Source organism: Micromonospora sp. DT41, assembly GCF_049841715.1.
GTDB lineage: Bacteria > Actinomycetota > Actinomycetes > Mycobacteriales > Micromonosporaceae > Micromonospora > Micromonospora profundi.
The window spans coordinates 231,718-255,756 of the sequence record NZ_JBNCKU010000011.1 but is presented as its reverse complement, the minus strand read 5'-3'; the positions used below and the strand labels follow the sequence as shown (position 1 = coordinate 255,756).

Annotated in this window: 16 protein-coding genes and 1 riboswitch; of the genes, 9 read left to right on the top strand and 7 right to left on the bottom strand. The window is 72.4% G+C overall.

The genetic code is table 11. The features are described 5' to 3' along the window. Positions 1-58: 58 nt before the first annotated feature. Positions 59-267, bottom strand: a riboswitch (cobalamin riboswitch). Positions 268-353: 86 nt separating this feature from the next. Beyond that, positions 354-1,580, bottom strand: coding sequence for an MFS transporter (locus ACLQ23_RS21865; RefSeq protein ID WP_355591579.1), 1,227 nt, complete (start codon positions 1,578-1,580; stop codon positions 354-356). A 41-nt stretch (positions 1,581-1,621) separates the two neighbouring features. On the opposite strand from ACLQ23_RS21865, the gene ACLQ23_RS21860 reads away from it, so the two are divergent. After that, positions 1,622-2,716, top strand: a complete 1,095-nt coding sequence (locus ACLQ23_RS21860) for an ROK family transcriptional regulator (protein ID WP_355591582.1) — start codon at positions 1,622-1,624, stop codon at positions 2,714-2,716. A 29-nt stretch (positions 2,717-2,745) separates the two neighbouring features. On the opposite strand, the gene ACLQ23_RS21855 is transcribed toward ACLQ23_RS21860, so the two are convergent. The 5 genes from ACLQ23_RS21855 to ACLQ23_RS21835 all read right to left on the bottom strand — a co-directional run bounded on the left by ACLQ23_RS21855 (position 2,746) and on the right by ACLQ23_RS21835 (position 13,666). Beyond that, a complete protein-coding gene (locus ACLQ23_RS21855; RefSeq protein ID WP_355591585.1) occupies positions 2,746-3,405 on the bottom strand; it encodes a phosphotransferase in 660 nt (219 codons plus the stop codon). 95 nt (positions 3,406-3,500) lie between these two features. After that, the gene (locus ACLQ23_RS21850; protein ID WP_355591588.1) at positions 3,501-9,125 is read right to left on the bottom strand and encodes a GH92 family glycosyl hydrolase; all 5,625 of its coding nucleotides are present in this window, start codon (positions 9,123-9,125) and stop codon (positions 3,501-3,503) included. Between the two features lie 230 nt (positions 9,126-9,355). Continuing rightward, positions 9,356-10,816, bottom strand: coding sequence for a hypothetical protein (locus tag ACLQ23_RS21845; RefSeq protein WP_355591591.1), 1,461 nt, complete (start codon positions 10,814-10,816; stop codon positions 9,356-9,358). Continuing rightward, positions 10,813-12,666 carry a dynamin family protein gene (locus tag ACLQ23_RS21840; RefSeq protein WP_355591594.1) on the bottom strand — a complete coding sequence of 618 codons (1,854 nt, stop codon included), beginning with the start codon at positions 12,664-12,666 and terminating at the stop codon, positions 10,813-10,815. Before ACLQ23_RS21840 ends, ACLQ23_RS21845 begins: the two co-directional genes overlap by 4 nt. Positions 12,667-12,781: 115 nt before the next feature. Continuing rightward, complete coding sequence (locus ACLQ23_RS21835; protein ID WP_425881018.1) at positions 12,782-13,666, bottom strand: IniB N-terminal domain-containing protein; 885 nt, start codon at positions 13,664-13,666, stop codon at positions 12,782-12,784. Between the two features lie 299 nt (positions 13,667-13,965). Between ACLQ23_RS21835 and ACLQ23_RS21830 the strand changes: the two genes are divergently transcribed. The 8 genes from ACLQ23_RS21830 to ACLQ23_RS21795 all read left to right on the top strand — a co-directional run bounded on the left by ACLQ23_RS21830 (position 13,966) and on the right by ACLQ23_RS21795 (position 22,968). Then, the gene (locus tag ACLQ23_RS21830; protein ID WP_425881017.1) at positions 13,966-15,231 is read left to right on the top strand and encodes an Hsp70 family protein; all 1,266 of its coding nucleotides are present in this window, start codon (positions 13,966-13,968) and stop codon (positions 15,229-15,231) included. A 5-nt stretch (positions 15,232-15,236) separates the two neighbouring features. Further along, complete coding sequence (locus tag ACLQ23_RS21825; RefSeq protein WP_425881016.1) at positions 15,237-17,807, top strand: LuxR C-terminal-related transcriptional regulator; 2,571 nt, start codon at positions 15,237-15,239, stop codon at positions 17,805-17,807. Between the two features lie 44 nt (positions 17,808-17,851). Then, positions 17,852-19,918: a sensor histidine kinase gene (locus ACLQ23_RS21820; RefSeq protein ID WP_355591606.1), complete on the top strand. Its 2,067-nt coding sequence runs from the start codon at positions 17,852-17,854 to the stop codon at positions 19,916-19,918. Then, entirely contained in the window at positions 19,915-20,364 is a 450-nt protein-coding gene (locus tag ACLQ23_RS21815) for a roadblock/LC7 domain-containing protein (RefSeq protein WP_355591609.1), read from the top strand. Before ACLQ23_RS21820 ends, ACLQ23_RS21815 begins: the two co-directional genes overlap by 4 nt. Beyond that, complete coding sequence (locus tag ACLQ23_RS21810; RefSeq protein ID WP_355591612.1) at positions 20,342-20,722, top strand: DUF742 domain-containing protein; 381 nt, start codon at positions 20,342-20,344, stop codon at positions 20,720-20,722. Before ACLQ23_RS21815 ends, ACLQ23_RS21810 begins: the two co-directional genes overlap by 23 nt. Before the next feature lie 68 nt (positions 20,723-20,790). Continuing rightward, complete coding sequence (locus ACLQ23_RS21805; RefSeq protein WP_425735363.1) at positions 20,791-21,522, top strand: cellulose binding domain-containing protein; 732 nt, start codon at positions 20,791-20,793, stop codon at positions 21,520-21,522. Positions 21,523-21,641: 119 nt separating this feature from the next. Beyond that, complete coding sequence (locus ACLQ23_RS21800) at positions 21,642-22,022, top strand: YccF domain-containing protein (protein ID WP_355591618.1); 381 nt, start codon at positions 21,642-21,644, stop codon at positions 22,020-22,022. Positions 22,023-22,170: 148 nt separating this feature from the next. Then, the gene (locus tag ACLQ23_RS21795; RefSeq protein ID WP_425735362.1) at positions 22,171-22,968 is read left to right on the top strand and encodes an SAM-dependent methyltransferase; all 798 of its coding nucleotides are present in this window, start codon (positions 22,171-22,173) and stop codon (positions 22,966-22,968) included. 61 nt (positions 22,969-23,029) lie between these two features. Here ACLQ23_RS21795 and ACLQ23_RS21790 read toward each other — a convergent pair whose 3' ends face one another. Then, on the bottom strand, positions 23,030-23,782 hold the full coding sequence (locus ACLQ23_RS21790; protein ID WP_355591624.1) for a cellulose binding domain-containing protein: 753 nt from the start codon (positions 23,780-23,782) through the stop codon (positions 23,030-23,032). Positions 23,783-24,039 lie beyond the last annotated feature (257 nt).

Below are 24,039 nucleotides of genomic sequence, written 5' to 3'. Positions count from 1 at the left end.
CGTGGGTCAGGTGGCGTCAGCCGTCCCACGCGGCCTCGGACCGCCGTCCACCCGGGTGCGGGTGTACGGCGCGCTGGCAGGTCTTCGGACTCGCGGGCACGACCGGGCTCGCCGGTCTCCTACTGGCCGTCGCTTCCCAGGCCTTGTGGCCCAGTGCCTATGACGGCTGTCGTTCCCACTCACCGCTGCGGGACAGTCCCGGATTTTCACCGGGTTCCCTGTTGCCTCGACCGCCGGAGCGGCCGAACCAGCTGCGCTCGACACCATATATAGGGGCGGCAGCGTTTGTCACACCCCACATGTCGGCGTCGGCGTGTCGCCGGCGCCGACGCCCACCGCCATCGATCGACGGGTCAGCCCGCGAGGGCGACCGGCTGCGTGGCACGCGTCCGTCGCTCGGTCGCGTAGCTGAGCACCGCCAGGCCCAGGCCGAGAATCGCGAGGACCACGCCCACCCAGGCCGGCGCGAGATAGCCGAACCCCGCGGCGATGACGACGCTACCCAGCGCGGCGCCGAGGCTGTTGGCGACGTTCATGGCGGACTGGCTCATCGCCGCGCCCATCAACTGCGCTCCCGGCGCGACGGTGATCAGGCGCGCCTGTACGACCGGCCCCAGGTAGAGGCTTGTCGCGCCCACCAGGAACGCGCCCACGAACAGGCCGACCGGGTTCGACGCGACGAGGCCGAAGACGGCGATGCTGACGATCATGGCGACGAAGCCGACGAACATGCTCCGGTGCAGGTCCCGGTCCGCGAGCCAACCGCCCAGGGCATTGCCGACCGTCATGCCCAGGCCCACCGCGACGAGCGCCCACGGCACGGTCGTGGCCGAGAGTCCTGCGACGTCGGTGGTGACCGGCGCGAGGTAGGTGTTGACCGCGAAGAGACCGGCGAGGCCCACTGCCCCGGTGGCCGCCACGAGCCACACCTGCGAGGTCCGCAGGGACCGCAACTCGGCGGCCGGCGAGGCGTCGACAGCCGCGACGACCTCCGGAACGACGGCCAGGACCGCCAGCAGCGTGAGCACGAACACACCGGCGATGACCAGGTACGCGGCCCGCCAGCCGACCGCCTGCCCGAGCCGCGTGACCGCCGGCACGCCCACCAGGTTGCTCACGGTGAGACCACCGAGCACGGCGGCAAAACCCCGGGCCTCGTTGCCGGGGCCGAGCAGGGCCGCCGCGAGCAGACCCGCCGCGCCGAAGTACGCGCCGTGCGGCAGCGCCGCGACGAACCGGGCCACCAGCACCAGGTCGAACGTGGGCGCGATCGCCGAGGCGACGGTGCCGACGATGAAGAGGACGAGCAGGCCGAGAACCAGTTTCTTACGCGGCAGTCGGGCGGTCAGCGCGGCGATCAGCGGCGCGCCCACCACCACGCCGAGCGCGTAGGCGGTGATCGTCCAACCCGCGCGGGCCACCGCGTCCGACGACGACTCCGCGTACTGCTGTGGGAGCAGGCCGCGTGCGATGTCGGGCAGCAGGCCCATCGCCGCGAACTCGGTGAGGCCGACCGCCACACCGCCCAGCGCCAACGCGAGAACCGCCCCCAGGCGTCGATTTCTGCTCAGTGCATGCACCGAGCGAATTTAGCAACAGCGTTGCGTAATAGGGTGGTGAGATGACGCGCACCACAGCCGACGTCACCTTCCTGCGCGGCTACAACCAGGCACTGGTCATGGCGCTGGGACGTACCGTGCGGACGTTCGAGCGGTCGACAGTCGTCGACGCCACAGGCCTGACGCCGCAAGCCGTCTCCAAGGTCCTCGCCCGGCTGAGCGCCGACGGCCTGATCCGCACCGCAGGCGTCCGCCGGCCCGGCATCGGCAAGCCCGCAGTCGTCTACGAGATCGTGCCCGACAGCCGGTACGCCATCGGCGCCCACGTCGCCCGCCGTACGCTGCGGCTGGTCCTCGTCGACCTGGCCGGCACGGTGCAGCACTCGACGGTCAGCCCACTGCCCGGCGACTTCACCCCGGCGCAGCTCCTCGACGCGCTCAGTTCCGGCATCGACGCGATACCCGGCGGCGCCGACCTGCGGGGCCGGCTGACCGGCGTGGGCATCGGCATGATCGGCCCGCTGGACCACGCACGGGGCCTGGTCCGGGACGCCCACGGTCTGCGGCACTGGCACGACGTCCCGCTGCGCGACCTCGCCGAGGCCCACCTGGGCCTGCCCGTGCACCTCGACAAGGACGTCACCGCGGGGATCACGGCCGAGGCGTGGCGCCACGGCGGGACCTTCGGCGACGCCGTCCTCATCATGGTCGAGTCCGGCATCGGCGGAGGCTTCTGGCTGGGCGGCACGGCACACCGGGGCGCGCACACCAACGCCGGGGAGTTCGGCCACACGGTCGTCGCCCTGGACGGGCCGTCGTGCGTCTGCGGGCGGCACGGATGTCTGGAGATCGTGCACCACCGCGCCGCCGAGGCCGGCGACATCGGGCGGGCGGCCCGGGTCCTGGCCGTCGGCGTGGTCAACCTGCTCCAGACCCTCGACCTCTCCCGCGTGGTGCTGGCCGGCGCCGACCTCCTGCGGCACGCGGACACCTACCTCGCTGCGGTCGAGGAGGCAGTGCACACCGAGGTGCCCCGCGCGGACTGGCTCACCACTGACGTGACGCTGTCCAGCCTCGGCGCGGACGTGATCGCCGCCGGTGCGGCCATGCAGGTCCTCGACAAGCAGTACGGCGTTCCCGATCTCGCCCCGCTCTAGCGGCACCGGCGGACGAGGCCGGCGACCTGTCAGCCCTCTCGGGTGTGGACCAGGGCGGCGGCGAGGCCCAGGGCCGCCTTCTCGGTGGCGGAGAGCGCGGGGTCGAACCGGCGCAGGCCCAGCGCCCGCCGCAGCTGGCCGGCCCGGGGTGGCTCCGCCCGTCGCTGAAAGGCGTCGAGCCCGGCGCGGGCAAAGCCGGCGAGCTGCGGGTCCGGGCCGACCGCCACCTCGGCGAGGATCAGAGCGGTCATTGCCACGTCCAGGTCGGCCGGCCCTTCGGCAGCGTTGCGCCAATCGATCACGACCGGCCCACGCGAGGTCACCATGACGTTCTGTGGGTGCAGGTCGAGGTGCAGGACGCGGGCGGCCGGGTCGGCGCTGAACCGGGGCGGCAGGGCATGCAGACGGTTGTGCAGGTCCACGAGCAGGTCGGCGGCCGTGTCGACGTCGGTGCGCTCGGCGAGCATCGAGGCCAGGAGCGTCTCGCCGTCGAGTCGTTCCAGCACCAGGTCGGGGCCGTCCGAAGCGTGGACGGCCGGGACCGGGTAGCCGGATTTGCGGAGGTGGCGCATCAACGCGGCCTCCGACGCCGTGTCTCCGCCCTGGCGGTAGCGACGCAGCACCCTCAGCTCGTCGAGCGCGAAGACATCGGCGTCGCGCCCGGACGCGAGCAGTGGATGATCGACCATGACAGTGGACGCTAGCCCGCGCCGCTGTGCTCTGTCGCCCCGCTGGGGGCGGGCCGCGGTCACGGCCCGCCCCCAGCGGCTGCGCTACCGCCTACTCACTTCGCGCCGGTGACGGTGAACGGCCGGGACACAGTCGTCGCCGACCGGGCGCCGGTAAGCGTGACGCTTGTCGCGCCCACCTTCGCCGCACCCGGGACGACGACAGTCGCGCCGGAGATCACACCGTCGCCGTTGGCCCGCACGGACGTGACCGCCAGGCGGTCGTCGAAGGCGATAGTGACCTCCTCGTTCGGTACGAACCCGGAACCGTCGACAGTGATCGACGTACCGCGTGGCCCCGCCGTGTTCGTCAGCGCCGCCCGAGGCTTGTAGCTCGGTGCCTGCACCCGCCCGGTCACCTGCACGGTGGCCGTGGCCGGCGTACGGGTGGACGCGCCCGTCGCGGTGACGGCGTACCGGCCGGGCTGCGCGTCACCGGAGGTCGGGACCGAAGCCCGTACCGTTCCCCTCGCGGAGGCCGCGACAGTCGTGGTCCGGGACGGGTCGGTGCCGACGGTGACTGTCACCTGCTCGCCGACGGCGAACCCGCTGCCGTCGACGGTGATCGCGTCGCCGGTCGTGACGGCGCCGGCCCCCGGCAGTGCGATCGCCGGCTGCGATCCACCGCGTGCGACGGTCACTGTGAAGGCGGTGGTGCTGCTCGCCAGCGTGTCCCACGCCGTGACGTGCACCGTGTAGGTGCCCTCCCGCGCGTAGGTGTGCTGCCCGCTCAGCGCGCCGGACGACCCGATCGTGACGTCCTGCGGAACCGTGCCGTCACCCCACTGGACGCGGGCGCGGTAGCCCGTCGTACCGGGCACGCCGCCGCTCACCGAACCGAGGTTCGCCGCGAGGGCCTGCCCGGCGGTGGCCTTCTGGTCGGCCGCGGCTGTCATCGCCAGCGCGGGAGCCGGCGTGCCGTCGTCGGCCACGGCGAACACGTGGATCCGGCCCGCCGAGCGGGGGTCGCCGGTCTGCGTCGGCAGGGTCACCGACACAAGCGTCTTACCCGCCGGGATCTGGTACGGCGCGGTGGCGAACAGGAACGGCTGGGCGCCGTCCCGGCTGGTGCCACTCAACCGGTACGCGGACTTCGCGACAACGATGTTGCCGTAGGACGGGGTGCCGTTGGCGTTGCCGCCGAGCGTCCAGTCACTCATCTGGATCGGGATGCTGGCGGTGCTGCCGTCGCTGAACGTCGCGGTGCCCGTGGTGCTCTGGTTGCCCTGCGTGCCGGCGCCGATGAACGAGATGCTCCGGGCGTCGGCCGGCAGGTGCAGGTCGATCGTCGCGCCGTTGCCCGTGGCGTTGTCCGGCTGCCCCGCCGGGATCACCGGAAGGGTGAAGGCCAACGCCGTTGCGGGCACCTCGTGCCGCTGACCGGGGGTGACACCGGCCGCTGCCAGGGCGGCCCGCGAGTATGCCCACGACTTGGCGTCGCAGTCCGCCGCGAGGGTGCCCTCGTCACCGATGCAGACGGTGTCGAACGCCGCGGTGAGGCCGCCTTCCGGCACGTACGCGACGTCGACGCCGACCGTCGCCGAAGCCTGGCTGGTGCCGTCGGTGACTGTGACGTTCGCCTGGTGGTAGCCGGGCGTGGTGTAGGTGTGCTCGCCGCTGACCCGGTAGACGGCCCGGGAACTCAGCGTCAGGGTGCCGTCGGTGACAGGTGAGCCGTCACCCCAGTCGATGGTGGCCCGGTAGTCGTCGGCGGCGCCTCCGGTGACAGTGGCCAGTGGCACCGACACCGGTGCGCCGGACCTGGCGTGCACGCCGTCGGTGGCGGTCACCGTGATGTCGCCGCCGCCCAGGTCGATGTCGCCTCCGGCGAGCAGTTCGATCTCGGCGAGGGTCGGTTGCGCGGCGCCGACGGTCCTGGTGACGACGAGACGGAACTGGGTGTAACGCCCCGGCTTGTCGATCTGGAATGGACGGGTCTGGTTGCGCCAGCGGAACACCTCGCCCGTGCGGGAGTCGAGGGTGCTCCAGGTGATGCCGTCGTTGGAGCCCTGCAACCGCCAGTCCGCCGGGTCGCCCGCACCCGCACCGGACGTGACGGTGTAGAACGTCGGCTTCTGCTTGCCGCCACGGAACGCCCAGGTGATCTGCGGCGTCGCCGAGGCGAAGGTCAGCTGGGTGGTCGACGAGTCGTCGAACAGCTTCGAGGCGTCCTGACCGCCGGTCGCCGTGGCGGTGCCCAGGCCAGGGCCTGTGACGTCCTGCAACGGCTTCGGCGCCTTGTCACCCTTGGTCAACGACGGCGGTACGTCGTTCTTGCCGGTCCCCCAGGACGACGGGTTGGGGCCCATCTGGAAGTCGATGGTGCCGCCCTTGACGAGCTCGGCCACGTCGATCGACACCCCGCGCTGCTTCTTGCCGTTGACCTTCACGTCCTGCACGTACACGTTGCGGGTGCTGTTGTTCGGCGCGTTGACCACGATGTCTCCGCTGGTGCGGCGGACGGTCATCCTGGTGAACTGCGGCGAGCCGATGGCCCAGTGGGTCGACCCGGCCTGCAACGGGTAGATGCCCAGCGAGCTGAGGACGTACCAGGCCGACATCTCGCCGTTGTCCTCGTCGCCCAGGTAGCCCTGGCCGATCTCGCTGCCGACGTAGAGACGCCGCATGATCTCGCGGACGGCCGCCTGGGTCTTGGCCGGCGCGCCGGCGACGTCGTACATGTACGGGATGTGGTGCGACGGCTGGTTGCTCATGCCGAGCTGGCCCATCCGTACCGCCCGCGCCTCGAGCATCTCGTGGATGATCCCGCCGTACCCGCCGGGGCGGTCGGCGTTCTCCGGGGTCGCGAAGAACTCGTCGAGCTTGTCCCGCAGCGCCTTGCGCCCGCCGTACAGGTTGGCCAGGCCCTGGCCGTCCTGCTGCGCGGTGAACGCGAAGTTCCACCCGTTGGTCTCGGTGTAGACGCCACCCCAGTCCAGCGGGTCACCGGCGAGGAACGCGCCGGAGGCGTCGCGGCCCTGGAAGAGCTTCGTCTTCGGGTCGAAGAGGTGCACGTAGTTGCGGGCGCGCTCAAGGAAGTACCGGGACTCCTCCTTGAGGCGTTCACGCTGCGACTTCGGGGTGGCCGGGTCTTTGGCGAGGGCCGCGGCCATGTTGCCGATGCCGTAGTCGTTGATGAAGCCCTCCAGCGCCCACGACACCGACTCATGGGTGGAGGTCGGGGTGTAGCCGAGGAACAGTGAGGTCTCGATGCCCTTGCGGCCGACCTCGCTGCGTCCGGACGCGACGGTCGCGTCCTTGACCGCCGCGTCGTACGCCGCCAGCGGGTCGGGCAGCTTGACCCCGCTGAGGTACGCCTGGGCAAGCGCCACGTTCGCGCTGGTGCCGGTCATCAGGTCGGCGTAGCCGGGTGACGACCAGCGGGCGATCCAGCCGCCGTCGCGGTAGTGCTGGACGAAGCCGTCGGAGATCTTCGCGGCGACGTCCGGGTACAGCAGCGCGTACGCGGGCCACACGGTGCGGTAGGTGTCCCAGAAGCCGTTGTTGACGTAGATCTGCCCGTCGACGATCTTCGCGCCGGTGCGGGTGGCTGTCGACGTGCCGGTCGGTGCCGACACCGGGCTCGCGTACTGCCAGTGCGGCTTGGCGGCGGTGCCGGTGTTCTCCGACTGCGAGTTCGGGTACAGGTTCAGCCGGTACAGGTTGGAGTACATGGTCACGAGCTGCGCCTCGGTGGCGCCGCGCAGCTCGACGCGGCCGAGCCGGTCCTTCCACGCCGCGGTGGCGGCGGCGCGGATCTGGTCGAAGCTGCGCCCGGTCGCCTCCAGGTCGAGGTTGCGGCGGGCCTGGTCGACCGAGAGGAACGACGTCGCGAGCCGCATCGTCACCTGGCGGTTCGCCGAGACGTCGAAGGTCGCCGACGTCGCCGACGACGCGGTGGGCGCGCGGTCGAAGGCGCCGGACACGAACATGCGGCTACGTCCGGCCGACAGGCCACTTCCGTTGTCGACCCAGCCGGTGAACGTGCCGTCCGTACCGATGGTGAATGTGCCGTTGTAGAAGACGACGCTTCCGGTCGGCGACCCGGACGGGAAGGTGAACCGCATGATGCCGGCGTGGTCGGTGGGCGACATCTCGGCGACCAGGCCGTTCTGAAGCGTGACCCGATAGAGGTCGGGCTGTGCCGTCTCGTCGGCGTGCCGGAAGGCGAGCGCCCGGCTGGCCGGCGTCCCGGTCAGCGGACCGTCGCCGGCCACCGGCATCACCGACATCTGGTTGCGGTCACCCATCCACGGGCTGGGCTCGTGGGAGATCGCGAGGCCCTGGAGCGTGGACAGGTTGGCCGCGTTGTTCGTCCGGTGGTAGTGGTACTCCCAGGAATCGGACGTCGCGTCGGTCACCGGCGTGAAGAAGTTGAAGCCGTTGGGCAGCGCCGTGATCGGCAGGTTGTTGCCGCGCGAGAATCCGCTTGTCGAGTTGGTGCCCCGCCGGGTGTCGACGTAGTTGGTGAGCCGGGAGCCGTCGATCGACGCCGGAGTGCCCGTCACCTCGATGTCGTCCAGCCAGCCGCTGAACCGGGTGTCCCCGGTGGCACGCGGGTTGTCGTAGGCGAGCAGGATGCGGTCGATGGTCTTGCCCCGGGCGACCGCGCCGATGTCGGCCTGCACCGCGTTCCACTGGTCGGCGAAGAGCGCCTTCGAGGTGCCCTGCCCGGCGGCGGTCAGCGGGTTGCCGTGCTGGTCCACGACCGCCCGTCCACTGAGGTAGCTGCCGTCGGTGAAGTGCAGGTCGAGGGCCGCGAAGGTGGACGGGTACTGGGTGTCAGAGCCGGTGAACTCGGGGAAGATCTTGTAGGACAGCCGGGTGTGCGGGCCGACCGGGATGGCGACGTCGAACAACTTGTTCGTCGCGTACGACCGGCCGTCGCTCTCGGCGCCGCCCGCGTAGCGTAGGGCGGCGAGCCCTGTGAAGCCGACGCCCGGCTTCGTGGTGTACCCGCCGAGTGGTCCGGCACCGACGACGCTGACCATGGGCGGGGCCGGTGGCCGGACGTCCGAGCCGTCGCTGATGTCGAAGTCGGCGAGCTGCACGAGCGCGGCGCCCGAGTTCGCGGAGATGGCCAGCCGGTAGAACCCGTACGCGGTGGTGTTGGTGACCGTGTAGGTGTTCCTGGCGAACCGCTTGGCGAAGCGTTGGCCGGTCTGCCGGTCGATGTCGGTCCAGGTGCTGCCGTCGGTGGACCCCTGGAGGGTGAAGTCCTTCGGGTCACGGGTCGGCTCGTCGTCGGCCGAGGTCAGCGCGTACCGCGCGACGACCGCCGGCTTGGTCAGCTGGTACGTCACCGAGCCGGTCCTGTCGAACGCCAGCCACTTCGTCGAGGGGTCGCCGTCGGCGAGTTTCGCGGCGGTCTCGTTCGGTGGGTTCTCGGCGCTGGCGGTCACAGTGGCGACCTGGCCGAGCAGGCTGCCGGGCAGCACACGGCGTGCCGATCCGGTGAGGTTCGCCTGGACCGGCCTGCCCTTCGCGTCGACCTCGACGGCACTGGCGGCGGGCTGCGCGTCGGCCGACTCGAACGAGCTGCTGAAGGTGCCGGGCGGCGCGGCGTTGGGGGCGGCGCTGGCCAGCGGCGCGGCGACGACCAGCCCCACCGGCAGCAGGGCGGCGGTGGTCGCTGCGACCAGCCGGAGGGACAGGGTGCGCGTACGGGGGAGATACGGCATAGGGGCGGGGCCTTTCGACTCGAACCGGTCGAGTACGTCGAACGTCTGGGCTGCGGCGATGGCTGTCGTGAGTGGTCGGTCGTGAGTGGCCGGTCGGCCTGACATCGTTGTCATCGGGTTCGAAGACAAGTGCCGGCGTATCCGGTGGATGGTGGCAGATATTTCCCGCAGACCTTTGCGGTGTCAATGGGTTGACTGGAAAGAAACCGTCCCGAAAACTTTTCGACGCCCTACCGGCCGCCTGCGGCCAACTCCGCGAGCATCCCCTCACAACTGCGGACGACCACCTCCGCGCCGCGCCGCTGCGCCAGCGGGAGCCCTGGGTCCTGGGCGCGGTCCCGCCACCGCCACTGCGCGTCCGCGGCGACCTCCCAGAGCCGTCGCACGTCCGCCTCGTGCTCGACGCCGAGCCGGGCCGCCAGGCCGACCCCGTCCCCGCCAATCAGCCGCCGCGCCTCGGCAGCAAGCTCCGCGTCGAACCCCAGCCTGCTGTTGCGCAACGCTGCCAGCAGGCGCAACTCCCGGAACTCGTGCGCACCCGCCAGGATCTGCTCGATAGCGCCTACGAGGTCGTCGGCACCCCGGACCGGTTCCGCCCGCACCAGGGCCTCCACGGCAGCCAGGGCCGAACGCGCCTTGAGCGTCTCGCGACGGTCGACGAAGCAGCGGTTCACCGACTCCCGCAGCTCGGTGAGCCCACTGCGCCGGATCAGCTCGGCGGACAGCTTCACCCGACTGTCGAACCCGCTGCGGACCAGCGTCGCCGCCAGCCGGATCCCGAAGAGGCCGAACCGGGCCAGCAGCGCGGCACGCACCTCGGCGTCCAGGCGTACCGGAAGCTCGCCGCGCACGAAACGATCGGCGGAGAGCAGGTGGGCATCCAACTCCGCGCGGGGCACCCCGGCAAGCGTCGCGAGCACCGCGAAATCCGACTCGCTGAGCAGCCGGCCGGCGAGGCCTACCGATCCGCTGCACGCCACCACATTGACGGCCACCGCGCCCACCCGCGGATCACGCTGGTGCCGTCGAGCCAGTTGCCGGGCGGTGAGCAGCCCGTCGATCCGCCCGCCGCCGACCTCGTCCGCCCGGGACAACACCATGATCACGTTCACCGGCGCGGCCTGCCCGACAGCACCGTCCCGACCGGACTCCAACAGCCGCAGATCGCTGTCGCGGCCGTCGCGGGTCAGGAACAACACGGCGTCGGAATCCCGCAGAACCCGGTCCATCACCGGTACGCGGCAGTGCTCCCCCGTACCGCTGAGTGCCGGCGTGTCGATGAGCGTGACCTGCCGCAACGCCCGCGTGGGCCACCGCACCACGATGTCGCGCACCTCCCCGGCCCGCCAGCCGAGGTCCACCCGCATGCCGGTCGCCGACTTGACCACAGTCAACTCCTGCGGAGGCTGACCCGCCGGGTACGCGGTGGCGCGCGGGGAAGCACCGTCCTCGTACCAGGTGACGATGCCGTCGGCACCCTCGACCGGCGCGACCTCCTCCCCCATCAACGCGTTCAGCACCGTCGACTTGCCGGCACGCCACGGCCCGGCCACCGCGATCCGCAGCGGCTGCTCCAACCGCGCCACCTGCTGCCGCAGGTGCCCGACCGCGCGACCATTGTGCTGATACAGGTCGATGGCCTGGTGCAGCAGACCCCACGCCGCCTCGTCCAGCTGCTGCCCGACCGTCACGCGCCGGGCTCCAGCAGCACCGGTGTGGACCGGGCACCGGTCAACTGTTGCGCCTGCTCGTGCAGCGCGGCCAGGCGGGTCATCTTCAGCCGGATCTCCCGCTGTCGCTGCTCCCGTACCGCCGCGTCCGTGTCGGCCTCCTGCTTCGCGCTGCGGAACGACTGGACGATGGCCTCCTGCAACTCCTCGGTCAGCCCCGTGAAGTGGTCCCGCAGCATCCGCTGCACCTGCCGGGCGGCGTCCCGGCAGTCGCGGACCATCCGGACGAAGAAGTCGTCGACATGCCGCTGGATGGCCGTCTTGACTGTCGCCTGGCGACGACGGAGCAACTGCCTGCTCTCGTCGCGGATACTCTTGCCGCCGAACAGCGCGCCGATACCGACCGACACCGGGTTGATCATCGGCATCCCGGCAAGCGTCGTGGCCAGCCCGAACATCAACATGCCGCCGTACGAGCCCTTCATGCCTGTCAACAGCTTCTGCCCTGTGGTGAACCTGTCGATCCTCGGACGTTCCAGCTCCGGCAGCCGCTCGCCGAGGTCGTCGGGCATCGTCATCGACCAGGGCGGCAGGACGTCGTAGCCGTACCTGGCGAAGTTGGCGGCCACCCGGCGGGCGACCCAGTCGCAACGCTGGATCAGCCACTCGTGGTTCGCCTCCGCCGCGTCGGTGAGGCTGCGCTCCAGCCAGTCCTGGAACGTCTCCCAGGCCACCAGCGGATCGGCGGTGTCGAACGCCTCGTCGACAGCGCGCAGGATCTGCCGGGTACGGTCGCGCAGGTCGTACTCGATGTCCGAGAGCAGGTCGGCCATCTCGTCGGTCAGGGAGTTCTGCCAGCGGGTCGAGCAACGCCGCAGCTCGTCGACCTCACGCTGGGCCGCGTGCAGCCGCGAGATCGGCCCGGACTGCTCCTCGGCCTCCTGCGTCGCCAGCTCAGCGCGCAGCGGCGCGGCCAGCTGCTCCACCACCGTCCGGGCCACCGCCTGCACCGACGCCCGCGCCAGATGGTCTGCCTTGCCGGTCAGATCCCGCCGAAGCCTGGCGATCAGCGCCGGAAAGCCGGACTCGTCGTTGAGGCCCCGGTCGTCGGCAGTGGCCGCGCGCAGCCGCAGTGAAGCCGAGACCGGGATCAGCGGCGCCGGAACGCCCGCGTCGGCGAGGTGCCGCCGATTGCGCTCGGCCACCGCACGCCAGTCCGCCACGAGATCGGTCTTGCTCTGCACCACGACCACGTTCGGTTGCGACCGCATGACGTGCAGCAGCATGTTCAGCTCCGCGACCGAGAGTTCCCGGGTCGAGTCGGACACCAGCAGCACGGTGTCCGCGCGGGCCGCGGCTGCCACCTCCACGCCGCCGCCGACAGTCGCCACCTCGTCGGCGCCGGGCGTGTCCACGAGCACCAGCCCGGCACCGAGCAGGGCGCGGGGCACACCGACCTCGACGTACGCAGGCCCGCCTCCCGGGCGACGGCCGACGGTGCCGGACACGCCGGCCGCGACCTGGTCGAGCGCCAAGGGGGTGCGCTCCACAAGGGACGTCGCCGCGGCGCCTGCGGACCGGCCCGACGGCGGTGGCGCCTGGACGACAGCGGCGGTCGCCGCCTCGGCGTGCCGCACCACTGTGGGCAGGACTGTGGTGCGACCGTCGCCGACCGGGCAGGCGGGCGCGTTGATGATCGCGTTGACGAGCTGGCTCTTGCCCTGGTTGGGCTCGCCGAGGACGAGGACACGCAGCGTCGGATCCAGCAGTTGCGTCCGCCTCTGCCGCACCGTCTGGAGCAGGTCACCGCGACCGTGGGCGCTGCACGTCCGGGCGATCTCGTCAAGCACGTCGAGCCAGATCCCCGCCATCACCGCACCAAGTGTGCTGATTTCGGGTCAATTATCAAGAGGTACCGGGTGGGCAACCGGAGGCGGCCGGACCGCCTGAGGCGATCCGGCCTTCCGCTCCCACCGGGCATCCCCGTCAGAGCAGACCCCCGGTGATGCCCAGCAGCCCGTGGTCCGACGAGGCGGAACCCTCGTCGTGCACGTCGCCGGTCACACCGCGGGTGAGCCCGCCTGTCACGTCGCCGACCGTGCCGGTGACACCAGGAAGGACACCGTCCACCTGGTGCGTGACACCGCCGACCACCGACGGCACGTCCAGCGGTGGGACCACTCCGCTGCCGTGCCCCAGGCCCAACCCGCCCAGGGTGTCGTCGACACCGAGGGAGCCGACGATGCCATCGACCTGACCGTGCGCACCGGAGAGGGCACCACCGGTCAGGCCGCCACCGAGCAGCCCCGGGTCGGTGCCACCGAGCAGACCGGTCGGGTCGCCCGCCGCGCCCGTGACGTCACCGACGAGCGGATCCACGATGCCGTCCACCGGCTGCACCACATCGGCGTCCAGCGTGTGAGCCACGTCGGCCGCACCGGTCAGATCGGTGTCCAGGCCGTTCGGGCCGACACCCAGACCGATCCCCGGCAGCACTGTCACGCCGGCGGCCACGGTGTTCGGGTCGACGGCGAGCGCGCCCAGCACGCCGGCCTTCACGTCCACCCCCGACGGTGAACTGGTCAGGCTGATCTGCTGCGCCACGCTCTGCAACTGACCCACCACGTCGGCGGTGTCGGTCACCAGCGGGTCGAAGCCGAGCTGCCCGACGGGCGACGCCAGCGGCGCGAGGCCCGGCCCCGGGGCGTAGTCGACAACGAGCGGAACCACGTCCTGCACGTCGGCGGCGGTGATGTCGGTGAGCCCCGCGGCGTGCAGCGCCCCCTCCGGGTCGAGGTCGAAGGCCGACCGCGCGTCCGGGTTCGTCAGCAGGTCGAGCACGAAGTCGTGGAGGGTCTGGTGCGAGTCCATGTGCCGGTTCTCCTCGGGTTGGCATCGGCGACCGTCGTTCGTCGACAGAAACGCTAGGACGGCGACAGCCGCCGGACATCGGGGCTGCACCCCGCATCGGATCCCGCCGCGTTAGGGTCTTCGCCGCATCGTCCGTTAGGGGGAATGGGGGAAACCGTCCCGGCCAGATTAGGGTCCCGACCAGGGAGCGATCTCTGGTACGAACGTAGGAGCCCGCGGGGTTCGCCGGGGGTGGGGCGCCGGGCAGCGCCGACGCCATCGCCACCGGCCGGCCAACTTCACGGGGAGAGACGAAACCGATGCCGTACGTCCTGGGGTTAGACATCGGAAACACCACCACGGCAGCCGCCGTCGTGCGCCGCGACGGCACCGGATGGGCACGCCCGGAGCCCGTCCCGCTGAACGCCGGCGCCGCCCTCGTACCGTCGGTGCTGCACCTGGCCCCGGACGGCACGCTGCACATCGGCGGGCCGGCCACCGACGACGGCAGCCGCACCAGCAGGGACTTCGTCCGCCGCATCGGCGATGACGTGCCCCTGCTGCTCGGCGGCGAGGCGTGCGCGCCACAGACGCTCACGGCGGAGCTGGCCGCCTGGGTGGTGGAACAGGCGCACGCCCTGGAAGGTGGTCCCGCCGAGGCGATAGTGCTCAGCCATCCGGCGGGCTGGCGCCCGTACCGACGGGAGTTGCTGCGCCGGGCGCTCGTCGATCTCGGCCTTCCCCCCGTGACACTGCTGCCGCGTACCGTCACTGTCGCCGAGAGCCACGCGGCGCGCGGGTTCGCCGGCACCACCGCCGCCGTCTACGCCCTCGGCGGCGCCAGCTTCGAGGGCGCCCTGGTGCGGCGCACCCCGCGCGGCACCTACGAGAGCTTCGGCACGCCGCAGGGTCTCGACCCGGTCGGCGGAGCGGACTTCGACGAGCTGCTGGCCGGCCACGTGCGGACCGTGCTGTCCCGCGACCTGCCCGCCGCCGCGCGCCGCGACCAGCAGGCCGTTCCGCGCGGGCTGCTCGCCGAGTGTGAACGGGTCAAGCGGACGCTTACCGTCGACCTCGCCGCCGACGTGGTGCTGACTCTGCCGACCGGCCCGGCGCGCGTCCCCGTCACCCGGGCCGAATTCGAGGCCATGATCAGGCCTACGGTGCAGGCCACCGTCGACCTGCTGCTGCGCGCCGTACACGCGGCCGGCCTGACGCCGACGCGGCTCGACGGCGTCCTGCTGACCGCCGGCTCGGCCCGCATCCCACTGGTCACCGAGCTGATCACCGCTGCACTGCCGGTGCCCGTCGAGGTCGAACCCGACGCCCAGCTCACCGACGCCACCGGGGCGGCGCTGGCCGCCTGCCAGGTGGTCTCACCGCGACCCCGCCCACCGGCGGCGGTCCGCAATCCGGCACCGGTCGCCGGCACCGGCCGCGCCACCCTCCCAGCACCGCGCCGCCCCCGACACGACACCGCCGTCCCGGGCGACCCGCCACCCCGCCCACCGGTCCGGATCCTCCCCCTGGACCTGCCGAAGGCGTCCCGCCTGGCACCGATGCTCAGCCGGGGACGCGAAGGATGACCACAATGATCATGAATGACGTCGCCGAATCCACGTTGGTGCTGGGCCGGGGGCCGCAGGCCCTGCTGGACCGGGCCACCGAGGATCCGACCGGCCCGCTCACCGTCGGCCTGAGCGGCCCCGCCGGCCACGGCAAGACAATGCTGCTCACGGAACTGGCGCGGATCCACAAGCAGGCTGGGGTGGCCGTACGGACAACAGTTCCGGAGCCCGGCGAGCCGGTCGACGAGGACGCGCTTCTGCTCGTGGACGACGCGCACCTGCTCGACGACGAGCGGCTCGCGGTGCTGCTGCGGTTGGCCGCGACCCGCCGGCACCGGCTGGTGGTCGCCCACCGCCCGTGGCCCCGGTCGGCGGCTCTCACGGACCTCGCCGACACGCTGCGGCGCGACGGTAAGGCAGTGCTGCTCAGCCCGTTCACCCGGGAGCAGACCGCCGACTACCTCGCCGCGACGCCCGAACTGGGCCGGCGAGACCTTGTCGACTTCGTGCACGCGCAGACCGGTGGCGTGCCCCGCGACGTCGAGCGGTTGACTCGCGGCCTGCTGGCGACCCCGACCTCCGCCGACGCGCCGTCTGAGGCACCCCGATCCGTGCTCCTCGAATTCGCGCCGGACCTGGAGGCCCAGTCCGCCGACATCCGACGCCTGCTGCTCGCGGTCGCGGTGGGCGTACCGCTGCCGGTGGGCATGCTCGGCGCGCTGCTGGGCCGCGAGCCGGAGGCCGTCGACGAGCTGATCGCCGCGACCCGGGCGGCAGGGCTGGTCGGCGCCGACGGCCGGCTCGCGCCGCTCGTCCGCCGGGCCGTCACCGCCCTCAGCCCGACCACTGACCGCAGCGCGGTCTGGCGCCACATCGGCGAGTTGCAGCTCGCCCGGGGTGGCGCGGTGCTGCCGCTGGTCCGTTCGCTGCGCGGGCTCGGCGTGATCGGCGACTGTCCACCATCGACACTCGCCGCCGCCGCACAGGAGGCGCTCGCCGACGACCCGGCCCTCGCCGCCGACCTGTTCGCCGCCGCCACCGCGGCCGGGCACCCGGCCAGCGCCCGGCAGGCCCTCGCCACCGCGCTGGCCGGCAACCTCGACGACGCGCTGCGCCTCGCGGACCGGCTGCTGGCCACCGCCGATCCGGTCGACCGCACCGGGGCCGCCATGGTGGCGGCGACAGCCCTGGCGCACCGCGGCCACGTCGGCCGCAGCGTGGAGCTGTTCACGTGGTCGGGCACCGCCTCCGCGGCGGCGTTCGCCACCGTCGGCGGCCTCGCCACCGGCGACCTGACCGCCGCCGCGCCCCCGGAGGACGACCCGGTCGGCGAACCACCGACCCTGCACGCAAGCGCCGCCCGACTGATGGCAAAGGGCGTACGCGCCAGCGTCACCGGCACACCGGCCGCCGCGCTCTCCGCGCTCGTGCAGGCCGCAGCCCTGCTGGAGCCGGACGGGCGGGCCGCACTGTTACCGGACAGCCCGGCGGCGTTGGCCGCCCTGACCGCTGTGCACTGCGGCGAGTTGGACATCGCCGAACGGGTGCTGCACCGGGCACAGGCGGCAGGTGTCGGTGGCCCGCTGATGGCACGCCGGCACCGGTTGGCGCAGGCGTGGATCCTGATGGTTCGTGGCCAGACCCTCGCGGCCGCCGAACGTCTCGCCACTGTCACCGGCGACGGGCGACCGCTGGAATCGCGGGATCTGCTCTTCGCCGCCGCGCTGCGCATGGGCATCGGCCGGCGCAACAGCGACCTCGGCGCGCTCAAGTCGGGGTGGGGGCAGGCGTTGGAGGCGGTGGTCCGGCATCCCGTGGACCTGTTCACGCTGCTGCCGCTGGGCGAGCTTGCCATCGCCGGCGCACGCCTCGGTGACCTGGCCCGGTTGACGCCGTACCTGCGGGAGGGGTGGTCACTGCTCGACCGGCTCGGCGCCCCGGCACTGTGGAGCGTCCCGCTGCACTGGAGTGGGCTGCACGCCGCGATCCTGACCGACGAGCCGGCGGTCGCCGACGAGCACGTGGCCGCCCTGCTGGCCGCCGCCGGCCACAGCCGCTACGCCGCCGTCGTCGCGGCCGCCGCCGAGAGTTGGGTGGAGGTGCTGCGGGGCGTCGTCGACCCCGTCCGGGTGGAGGCCGCCGCCCGGGGACTGCACGACACCGGGCTGTGCTGGGACGGCGCCCGCCTCGCCGGGCAGGCAGCGATCCGCACCGCCGACCGCCGGGCGATGACCACACTGCTGGAATGCGCACGGGTCCTCCAGGGCCGGCCGGGTGGCGCCGTCAGCGGGCAGCGGACGACAGCCGGCGAGCCGACCGCGCAGGTCGCCGACGCCATCGCCCGGCCCGCCCAGCAGGGGCTCAGCGACCGCGAGTACGAGGTGGCCGAGCTGGTGCTGGCCGGGCTGACCTACCGGGAGATCGGTGACCGGCTCTTCATCTCGGCGAAGACCGTCGAGCATCACGTGGCCCGCATGCGCAGTCGGCTCAACTGCGCCAACCGCACGGAGCTGCTCGCCCTGCTACGGACAGTGGTCGCCGACCGGGCCAGCAACGCGGCCGGGCAGCCGTGGCCGCAGCGGCAGGCCCGGTGAGCCGGCCACCGCAGCCGAGGGCGGCTGAGCGCGCGGAGCAGGCCGTGACCCGGTCCGATGCGCGGCACCTCCGCGCGAAGCTCGTCGCACTGGCGGCCGTACTTGTCACCCTCTGGGCGTACGCGGCCTACCTGACCTGCCAGGACGCGGCCGACCTGCTGCGGGTGCGGGCTCTGGCCGACACCCTCGGTCAGCCCATCGACCGGCTGATCCTCAGCCTGCAGACCGAACGCCGGCTGACCGTCGACGCGATCGCCGGGGAGGTGCCGACGGGTGCCCCGCTGGGCGCGGCACGCGAGGTGACCGACCGGGCGGCCTCCGAGATCCGTGCGTTCACCTCCGGCGGCGACCTGCGCCTGCTCACCGCGGGAGCGGTCCGCGACCGGGCCGAGGAACTGGTTCGGCGACTGAACAGTCTCGGCGCCGTCCGGTCCCGGGTGGACGCCGGGCGGCTCGACACCGCCGGAACCGTCGACGGGTACGACCAGCTCGTCGACGCCGCCTTCGACGTGTACGGCCCGGAGTGGGGCGCGTACGAGAGCAGGCTCGCCACCGACAGCCGCGCGGTGATCGCGCTGGCCCGCGCCCGCGAACTGCTCGCCCGGGAGGACACGCTCGTCACCGCCGCGCTGGCCGGCGAACGGGTCACCGCCGAGCAGCGGCGACAGCTCACCGAACAGGTCACCATCGGGCGGTACGCGCGGGCCGAGGCGCTTGCCGCGTTACCGGTCGACGGCCGGGCCGCGCGGCGGGACCTGCTGGCCGGCCCCGAGCTGGCGGGGCTGCGGACCATGGAGGACGCGCTGCTCGGGGCGGGCCGGTCCGACACTGCCGGCGACGTGAGCGGGGCGGACTGGCGGGCGGCCGCAGACGCCGCCCTCGACGCGTTGCACGCAGTGGTCACCTCGACCGCCCGCGCCAGCGTCGAGCGGGCCACGCCGGGGGCGGCGGTGCTCGTCGCGCGTACCGGCACCGTGGTGGGGCTCGGGCTTATCGCCGTCCTCGTGGTGCTGCTCGGCTGGGTCGGCGCCGTACGCCGGCTGGCCGGCCAGCCCGTCGGTGCCGACCGGCCGGACGGCCCGGGTGCTGACTGGCCAGCCGGCCCGGGTGCTGATCGGCCGGTTTCCCCGGGTGGGGAGGTTCGGCCGCAGGTGCCGGCCGACGCCGTGGCGGCTCCCCCGGCCGCCGCCCCGGCGGCCGGGGAGCCCGTCCACTACCGCTCCGACCGCGAACTGCTCCTGCGGGTCACCCGACGCAGCCAGGTCCTGCTGCGCGATCAGCTCGACCTGCTGGACGGCATGCAGCGGCGGGAGCGGGCCGCCGAGGAGACCGACGAGCTGTTCCAACTCGACCACCTCGCCACCCGGATCCGCCGCAACGTGGAGAAGGTGATCACGCTGGCCGGTGCGGCTCCGGCTCGCCGCTGGCGGCGACCGGTGCCCCTGCTCGACGTCGCGCGCGGCGCGGTCGCCGAGGTGCCTGACTACCACCGGGTCCTGGTGGCGCCGCACTGGCCGTGGTCACTGGCCGGCACGGCCGTCACCGACGTCGTACACCTGCTTGCCGAACTGGTCGAGAACGCCCTGGCCTTCTCGGCGGCGGACACCACCGTCCGGATCGCCGGTGAACACCGACCGCAGGGGTGCGCGGTGGTGGTCGTCGACGATGGGTCGGGCCTTGACGCGGCGGCGCTTGCCGAGGCGAACCGCCTGCTCGGCGATCCGCCGCCGGACGTACCGCCGCCCGGAGCGGCCGGGCTGTACACGGTCGCAGTGCTGGCCGCCCGCTGCGGCGCCCGGGTCGCGCTGCGCCCCAGCCAGCGCGGCGGGACGGCGGCGATCGTGCTCCTACCGCCGGACCTGGTCACGGTGACCGGCGACGGACGGCCGGGCACGCGGACCACCATCGCCGCCTCCCCCACCTGGCGCGAATCCGGACAGTCCGAGATGGACAGCACCGAGGTGGACAGGGCCGCGGCGTCCGAGGCGGGCGACAACTGTGGGTTGCCGACGCGGATCCGCCAACCTGGGCCGACCGGGCCCGAACCCGGCAGCGCCGGCCCCGACACCGTCGAGCTGCCGGTCGCCAGAGCAACGAGGAGACATCGATGACGCATGCAGTGGTGACCGGAGACAGCCTGACCGGCGCCCTGGATCGGCTTGTCGACCGGGTACGCGGCGCGGAGTTCGCCGTGGTGCTCTCACCAGACGGGCTTCCGCTCGGCGGCTCCACCCTCGTGGGGGCGAAGCTGGCCGAACAGATCTCGGGAGTGGTCGCCGGTCTGCTGGCGTTGGGATCGGCCGCCACCCGGACGTGCGACGCGGGTGGGTTGCGCCAGATCGTGGTGCAGATGTCGCGGGCGTTCCTGTTCGTCGCGACCATCGGAAACGGGACGATCCTCACCGTCCGGATCGCCGGCGACGAGGTTGAGGTGGGCGACATGGCGTACGAGGTGGCGCTCTTCGTGGGGCAGGCCGAACGGCACCTGCCGGTCAGGCTCGCACCGGCCTCCTCGGCGATGAGCGGGGACACGGGTGCACACCGCCGGCTCGGCTGACGAGGCGTGGTACGACGACGACGCAGGCCCGGTGGCGCGCCCGTACACGATGACCGGCGGGCGTACGGCACCGGAGCGCGGCCGGTTCGACCTGATCTCGCTTGTCGTCGCCCGGCGGGTAGGCACACCGCGTGCGCCGCTCTTTCCCGAGCAGGCGCGGATCGTCGAGCTGTGTCACCATCCAGTGTCGGTGGCCGAGGTCGCGGCCGAGTTGGATCTGCCCCTCGGGACGGTCCGGGTCCTCCTCGGTGACCTGCTCACGGCGGGGCTTGTCGAGACGCACGAGCCGCCGACGCTGTCGGAGCTGCCGTCGCAGGAGTTGCTGGAGTCGATACTCGTCGGGCTGCGCGCCCTGTGACCGGTCGGGTGCCACCCGCGAGCGGTCGTGGGCGAACGCCCGGTGACGAAGTGAAGGGGAGGCAGGCAGTGCCGGCACCACCGCCTCGGCCACGGCGAACTGTGGCGATCATCCTGCTGGACCGGATCGTGGCCGCCGCCGCTGCCGTACGGCGGGTGTTCACCGGTGGTGGCGACGTCTCGCGGGCGACCTGGGTCGCCGTGATCGCGGCGGTGGGGGTGCTGGTCGCGACGGCGGTCTCCGTCGTCGGCGTGCTGCGGACGCCTGAGGAGTTGGCGCCGGTGACCCTCGACCCGCCCCCGTCGGTCGGCCAGGTGGGCACACCCGCGGCCGGTACGCCCCGGGGACAGGCGCAGCCGGCCCAGACCAGCCCGGCGGCGTCCGCCCCGTCCACTGTCACGGCGGCTCCACCGTCGGCCGGGTCGCCGTCCACCGCTCCCCCGCCGAACGCGTCGACGGCCCCGCCGACGCCTGCGGCCCTCGCCGCCGAGTTCGCCGTCGAGGACAACGCGCTGCTCAGCTACGGCGCCGCAGTGACGATAAGCAATCCCGGTTCGGTGCCGTCGGCGCGGTGGACACTTACCGTCACGCTGCCACGGGAGTCGCTGCGGGTGAGTTCGGTGCAGGGTGCGCAGGTCAGCCACGACGGCGCGGTGTGGACGTTCGTCCCGGACGCCGGCACGGGCCAGGTGCCCGGCAGCGCGTCGGTCCGCGTGACGTTCCGTGTCAACGGCTCGACTGTCGGCGCCACCCCCACGGCGTGCACGATCGACGGCGTCGCGTGTGGCGGGCTGGGCTGATCCGTAGCGGTACACCGGACGTTCCGACGGCAGCCACACTCGATTGATCAGTGGTTCGGAAGCGCCCGGACGGCGGGAACCTCCCACTGCCGGTTGCGAGCATCGCTCATGATTGGGGGGTGATTCGCTTCGTGCTCAACGTACTGTGGCTCATCTTCGGTGGCGGCATCGTGCTGGCGTTCGGTTACGGCCTCGCCGCGCTGATCTGCTTCGTCCTTGTCGTCACCATCCCGTTCGGCGTCGCGTCGCTGCGTCTGGCCGTCTACTCGCTGTGGCCGTTCGGCCGCACCCTGGTGCCCAAGCCGGGCGCAGGTGTCGGCTCCGGGCTGGCGAACGTCCTGTGGGTGGTGCTGGCGGGCTGGTGGCTCGCCCTGACCCACATCGCCGCCGGCATCGCCCTCTGCGTCACGATCATCGGAATCCCGTTCGGCATCGCCAACTTCAAGCTGGTTCCGGCCGCGTTCTGGCCGCTGGGTCGGGAGGTCGTCGACGCGCCGTAACCGGGCGGTAGCCCCTCGGCGGGCACCCGATGTCCGGGGCGACCCGGCCCTCCCCCGCCCCGTTCATAGTGGACAATCGCCGGAAGCGACAGGCGATCCACCGCCGTGGTGGTGACCGCCACCGACGACCCCTCGATAGGAGCCTGGCATGGCCGGCCCGGATGCCGAACTCACCGCGAAGCTTCAGCCCGACGTGCCGCACGCGGCGCGGATCTGGAACTACTGGATGGGCGGCAAGGACAACTTCCAGTCCGACCGGGCGGCCGGCGACGCCGTGGCCGAGGTCTATCCGGAGATCGTCCTGATGGCTCAGCAGTCCCGTGGGTTCCTGGTGCGCACGGTGCGCTACCTGGCCGCCGAGGCGGGCATCCGGCAGTTCCTGGACATCGGCACCGGCCTGCCCACCATGCAGAACACCCACGCGGTCGCCCAGGGCATCGCGCCCGATTCGCGGATCGTCTACGTCGACAACGATCCGATGGTTCTCGTGCACGCCCGGGCGCTGCTGTCCAGCACGACGACGCAGGGCGTCACCACGTACGTTCCCGCCGACTACCACGATCCTGAGAAGATCCTCGCCGAGGCCGCGCAGACGCTGGACTTCGACAAGCCGATCGCCGTGATGTACATGGGCGTGCTCGGCTACGAACCGGACCTGGACGTGGTGCGCTCGATCATCGGGCGGACGATGGACGCGACCGCGTCCGGCAGCCACCTGGTCTTCTGGGACGGCACGAACACCAGCCCGGCGGTGGTCGACGGCGCGCAGCGGCTTGCCGACAACGGCGGTGTGCCGTACATCCTGCGCAGTCCGGAGGAGCTCGCCAGCTGCTTCGCGGGGCTGACGCTTGTGGAGCCCGGCCTGGTGCCGATCCCGCTGTGGCGGCCGGACGACGCCGACGCCGAGGGCATCGACGCCTACGGCGCGGTGGGCCGCAAGCCCTGACCATCTGCGGCGATTTGCGCCAGCAGGCCCGGGGACCGGCGCCGGCCCCCGGGCCGGGTGCTCACCGACCGCAGGTCAGCGTCAACTCCGTCGGTGCGGTGGTCGTCGCCACGAGCATGCCGAACGTCGCGACACCGTCCGGCGCGAGCGTCCCGTTGTAGGAGGCGTTTCCGACCGTGACGTCGGCGCCTGCCGTGTCGGCCAGCCCGCCCCAGATCGCCTGGATGCGCTCGTCACCAGCCCACCGCCACGAGACGTGCCACCCGTCCAGCGGCTCCACCCCTGTGTTGCGGATGGTGATGGTGGCGACATAGCCGCTGCCCCAGCGGGAGTCGACGGTCGCCGTGGCCCCGCACACCGCCAGCGGCAGGGTCCGGGCCGCCCCACCGATCACGTACGGGTCGGGTACGTCGTTGTCGTCGCTGAACCGGAACCAGTATTCGGTGTCGGGTGTCAGCCGTTCGATGGTGACGGTGCCGTTGCGCTCCGGCCCGGAGGTGGCCTCCGCCACCGGGTTCTGCCACCTCACTGCGTCGTCACGGTTGGCGAAGAGGGTGACGGTTACCGGCGGGTCGAAGCCGCAGGGCGGGCCGAGCACTATCGCGTAGGTGATGGTCAGGCTGGTGGCTGTCGCGCCTGTCACCCGGCCGCTGATCGGCAGCGCCGGTGGGCACGCCGGCGTGAGCGTCGGCGCGGGTGTCGCCGTGACCACGGCGGTGGGCGGCGACGGTGTGGGCGTCGCCGCGGCGACGCCGGCGGTCGCGGCCCAGCCGGCCAGGACGACTGTCGTCACCGTCAGGAGCTTGCGCAGCATCGGTACCTCCGGAAAGACACGTCGCCGTCGCGGCGGATCAGGTGACCCGGCCGTACGGGTCCGGACGCGCGCGACGGCCACCCGACGGCGATCAGCATGCGGCCGCTGGCGAGGACGTGCCCGGCGCGGGATGGCGTGACCACCCCGTGCGTCCTCTGGTCCGTCGAAAGAGGGGCGCGCTGGCTCCCGAGCGCGACCGGACCACAGCATCCCATTCGACGTGCATCAATACAACAACCGCTTGGTCGCGCCCGACG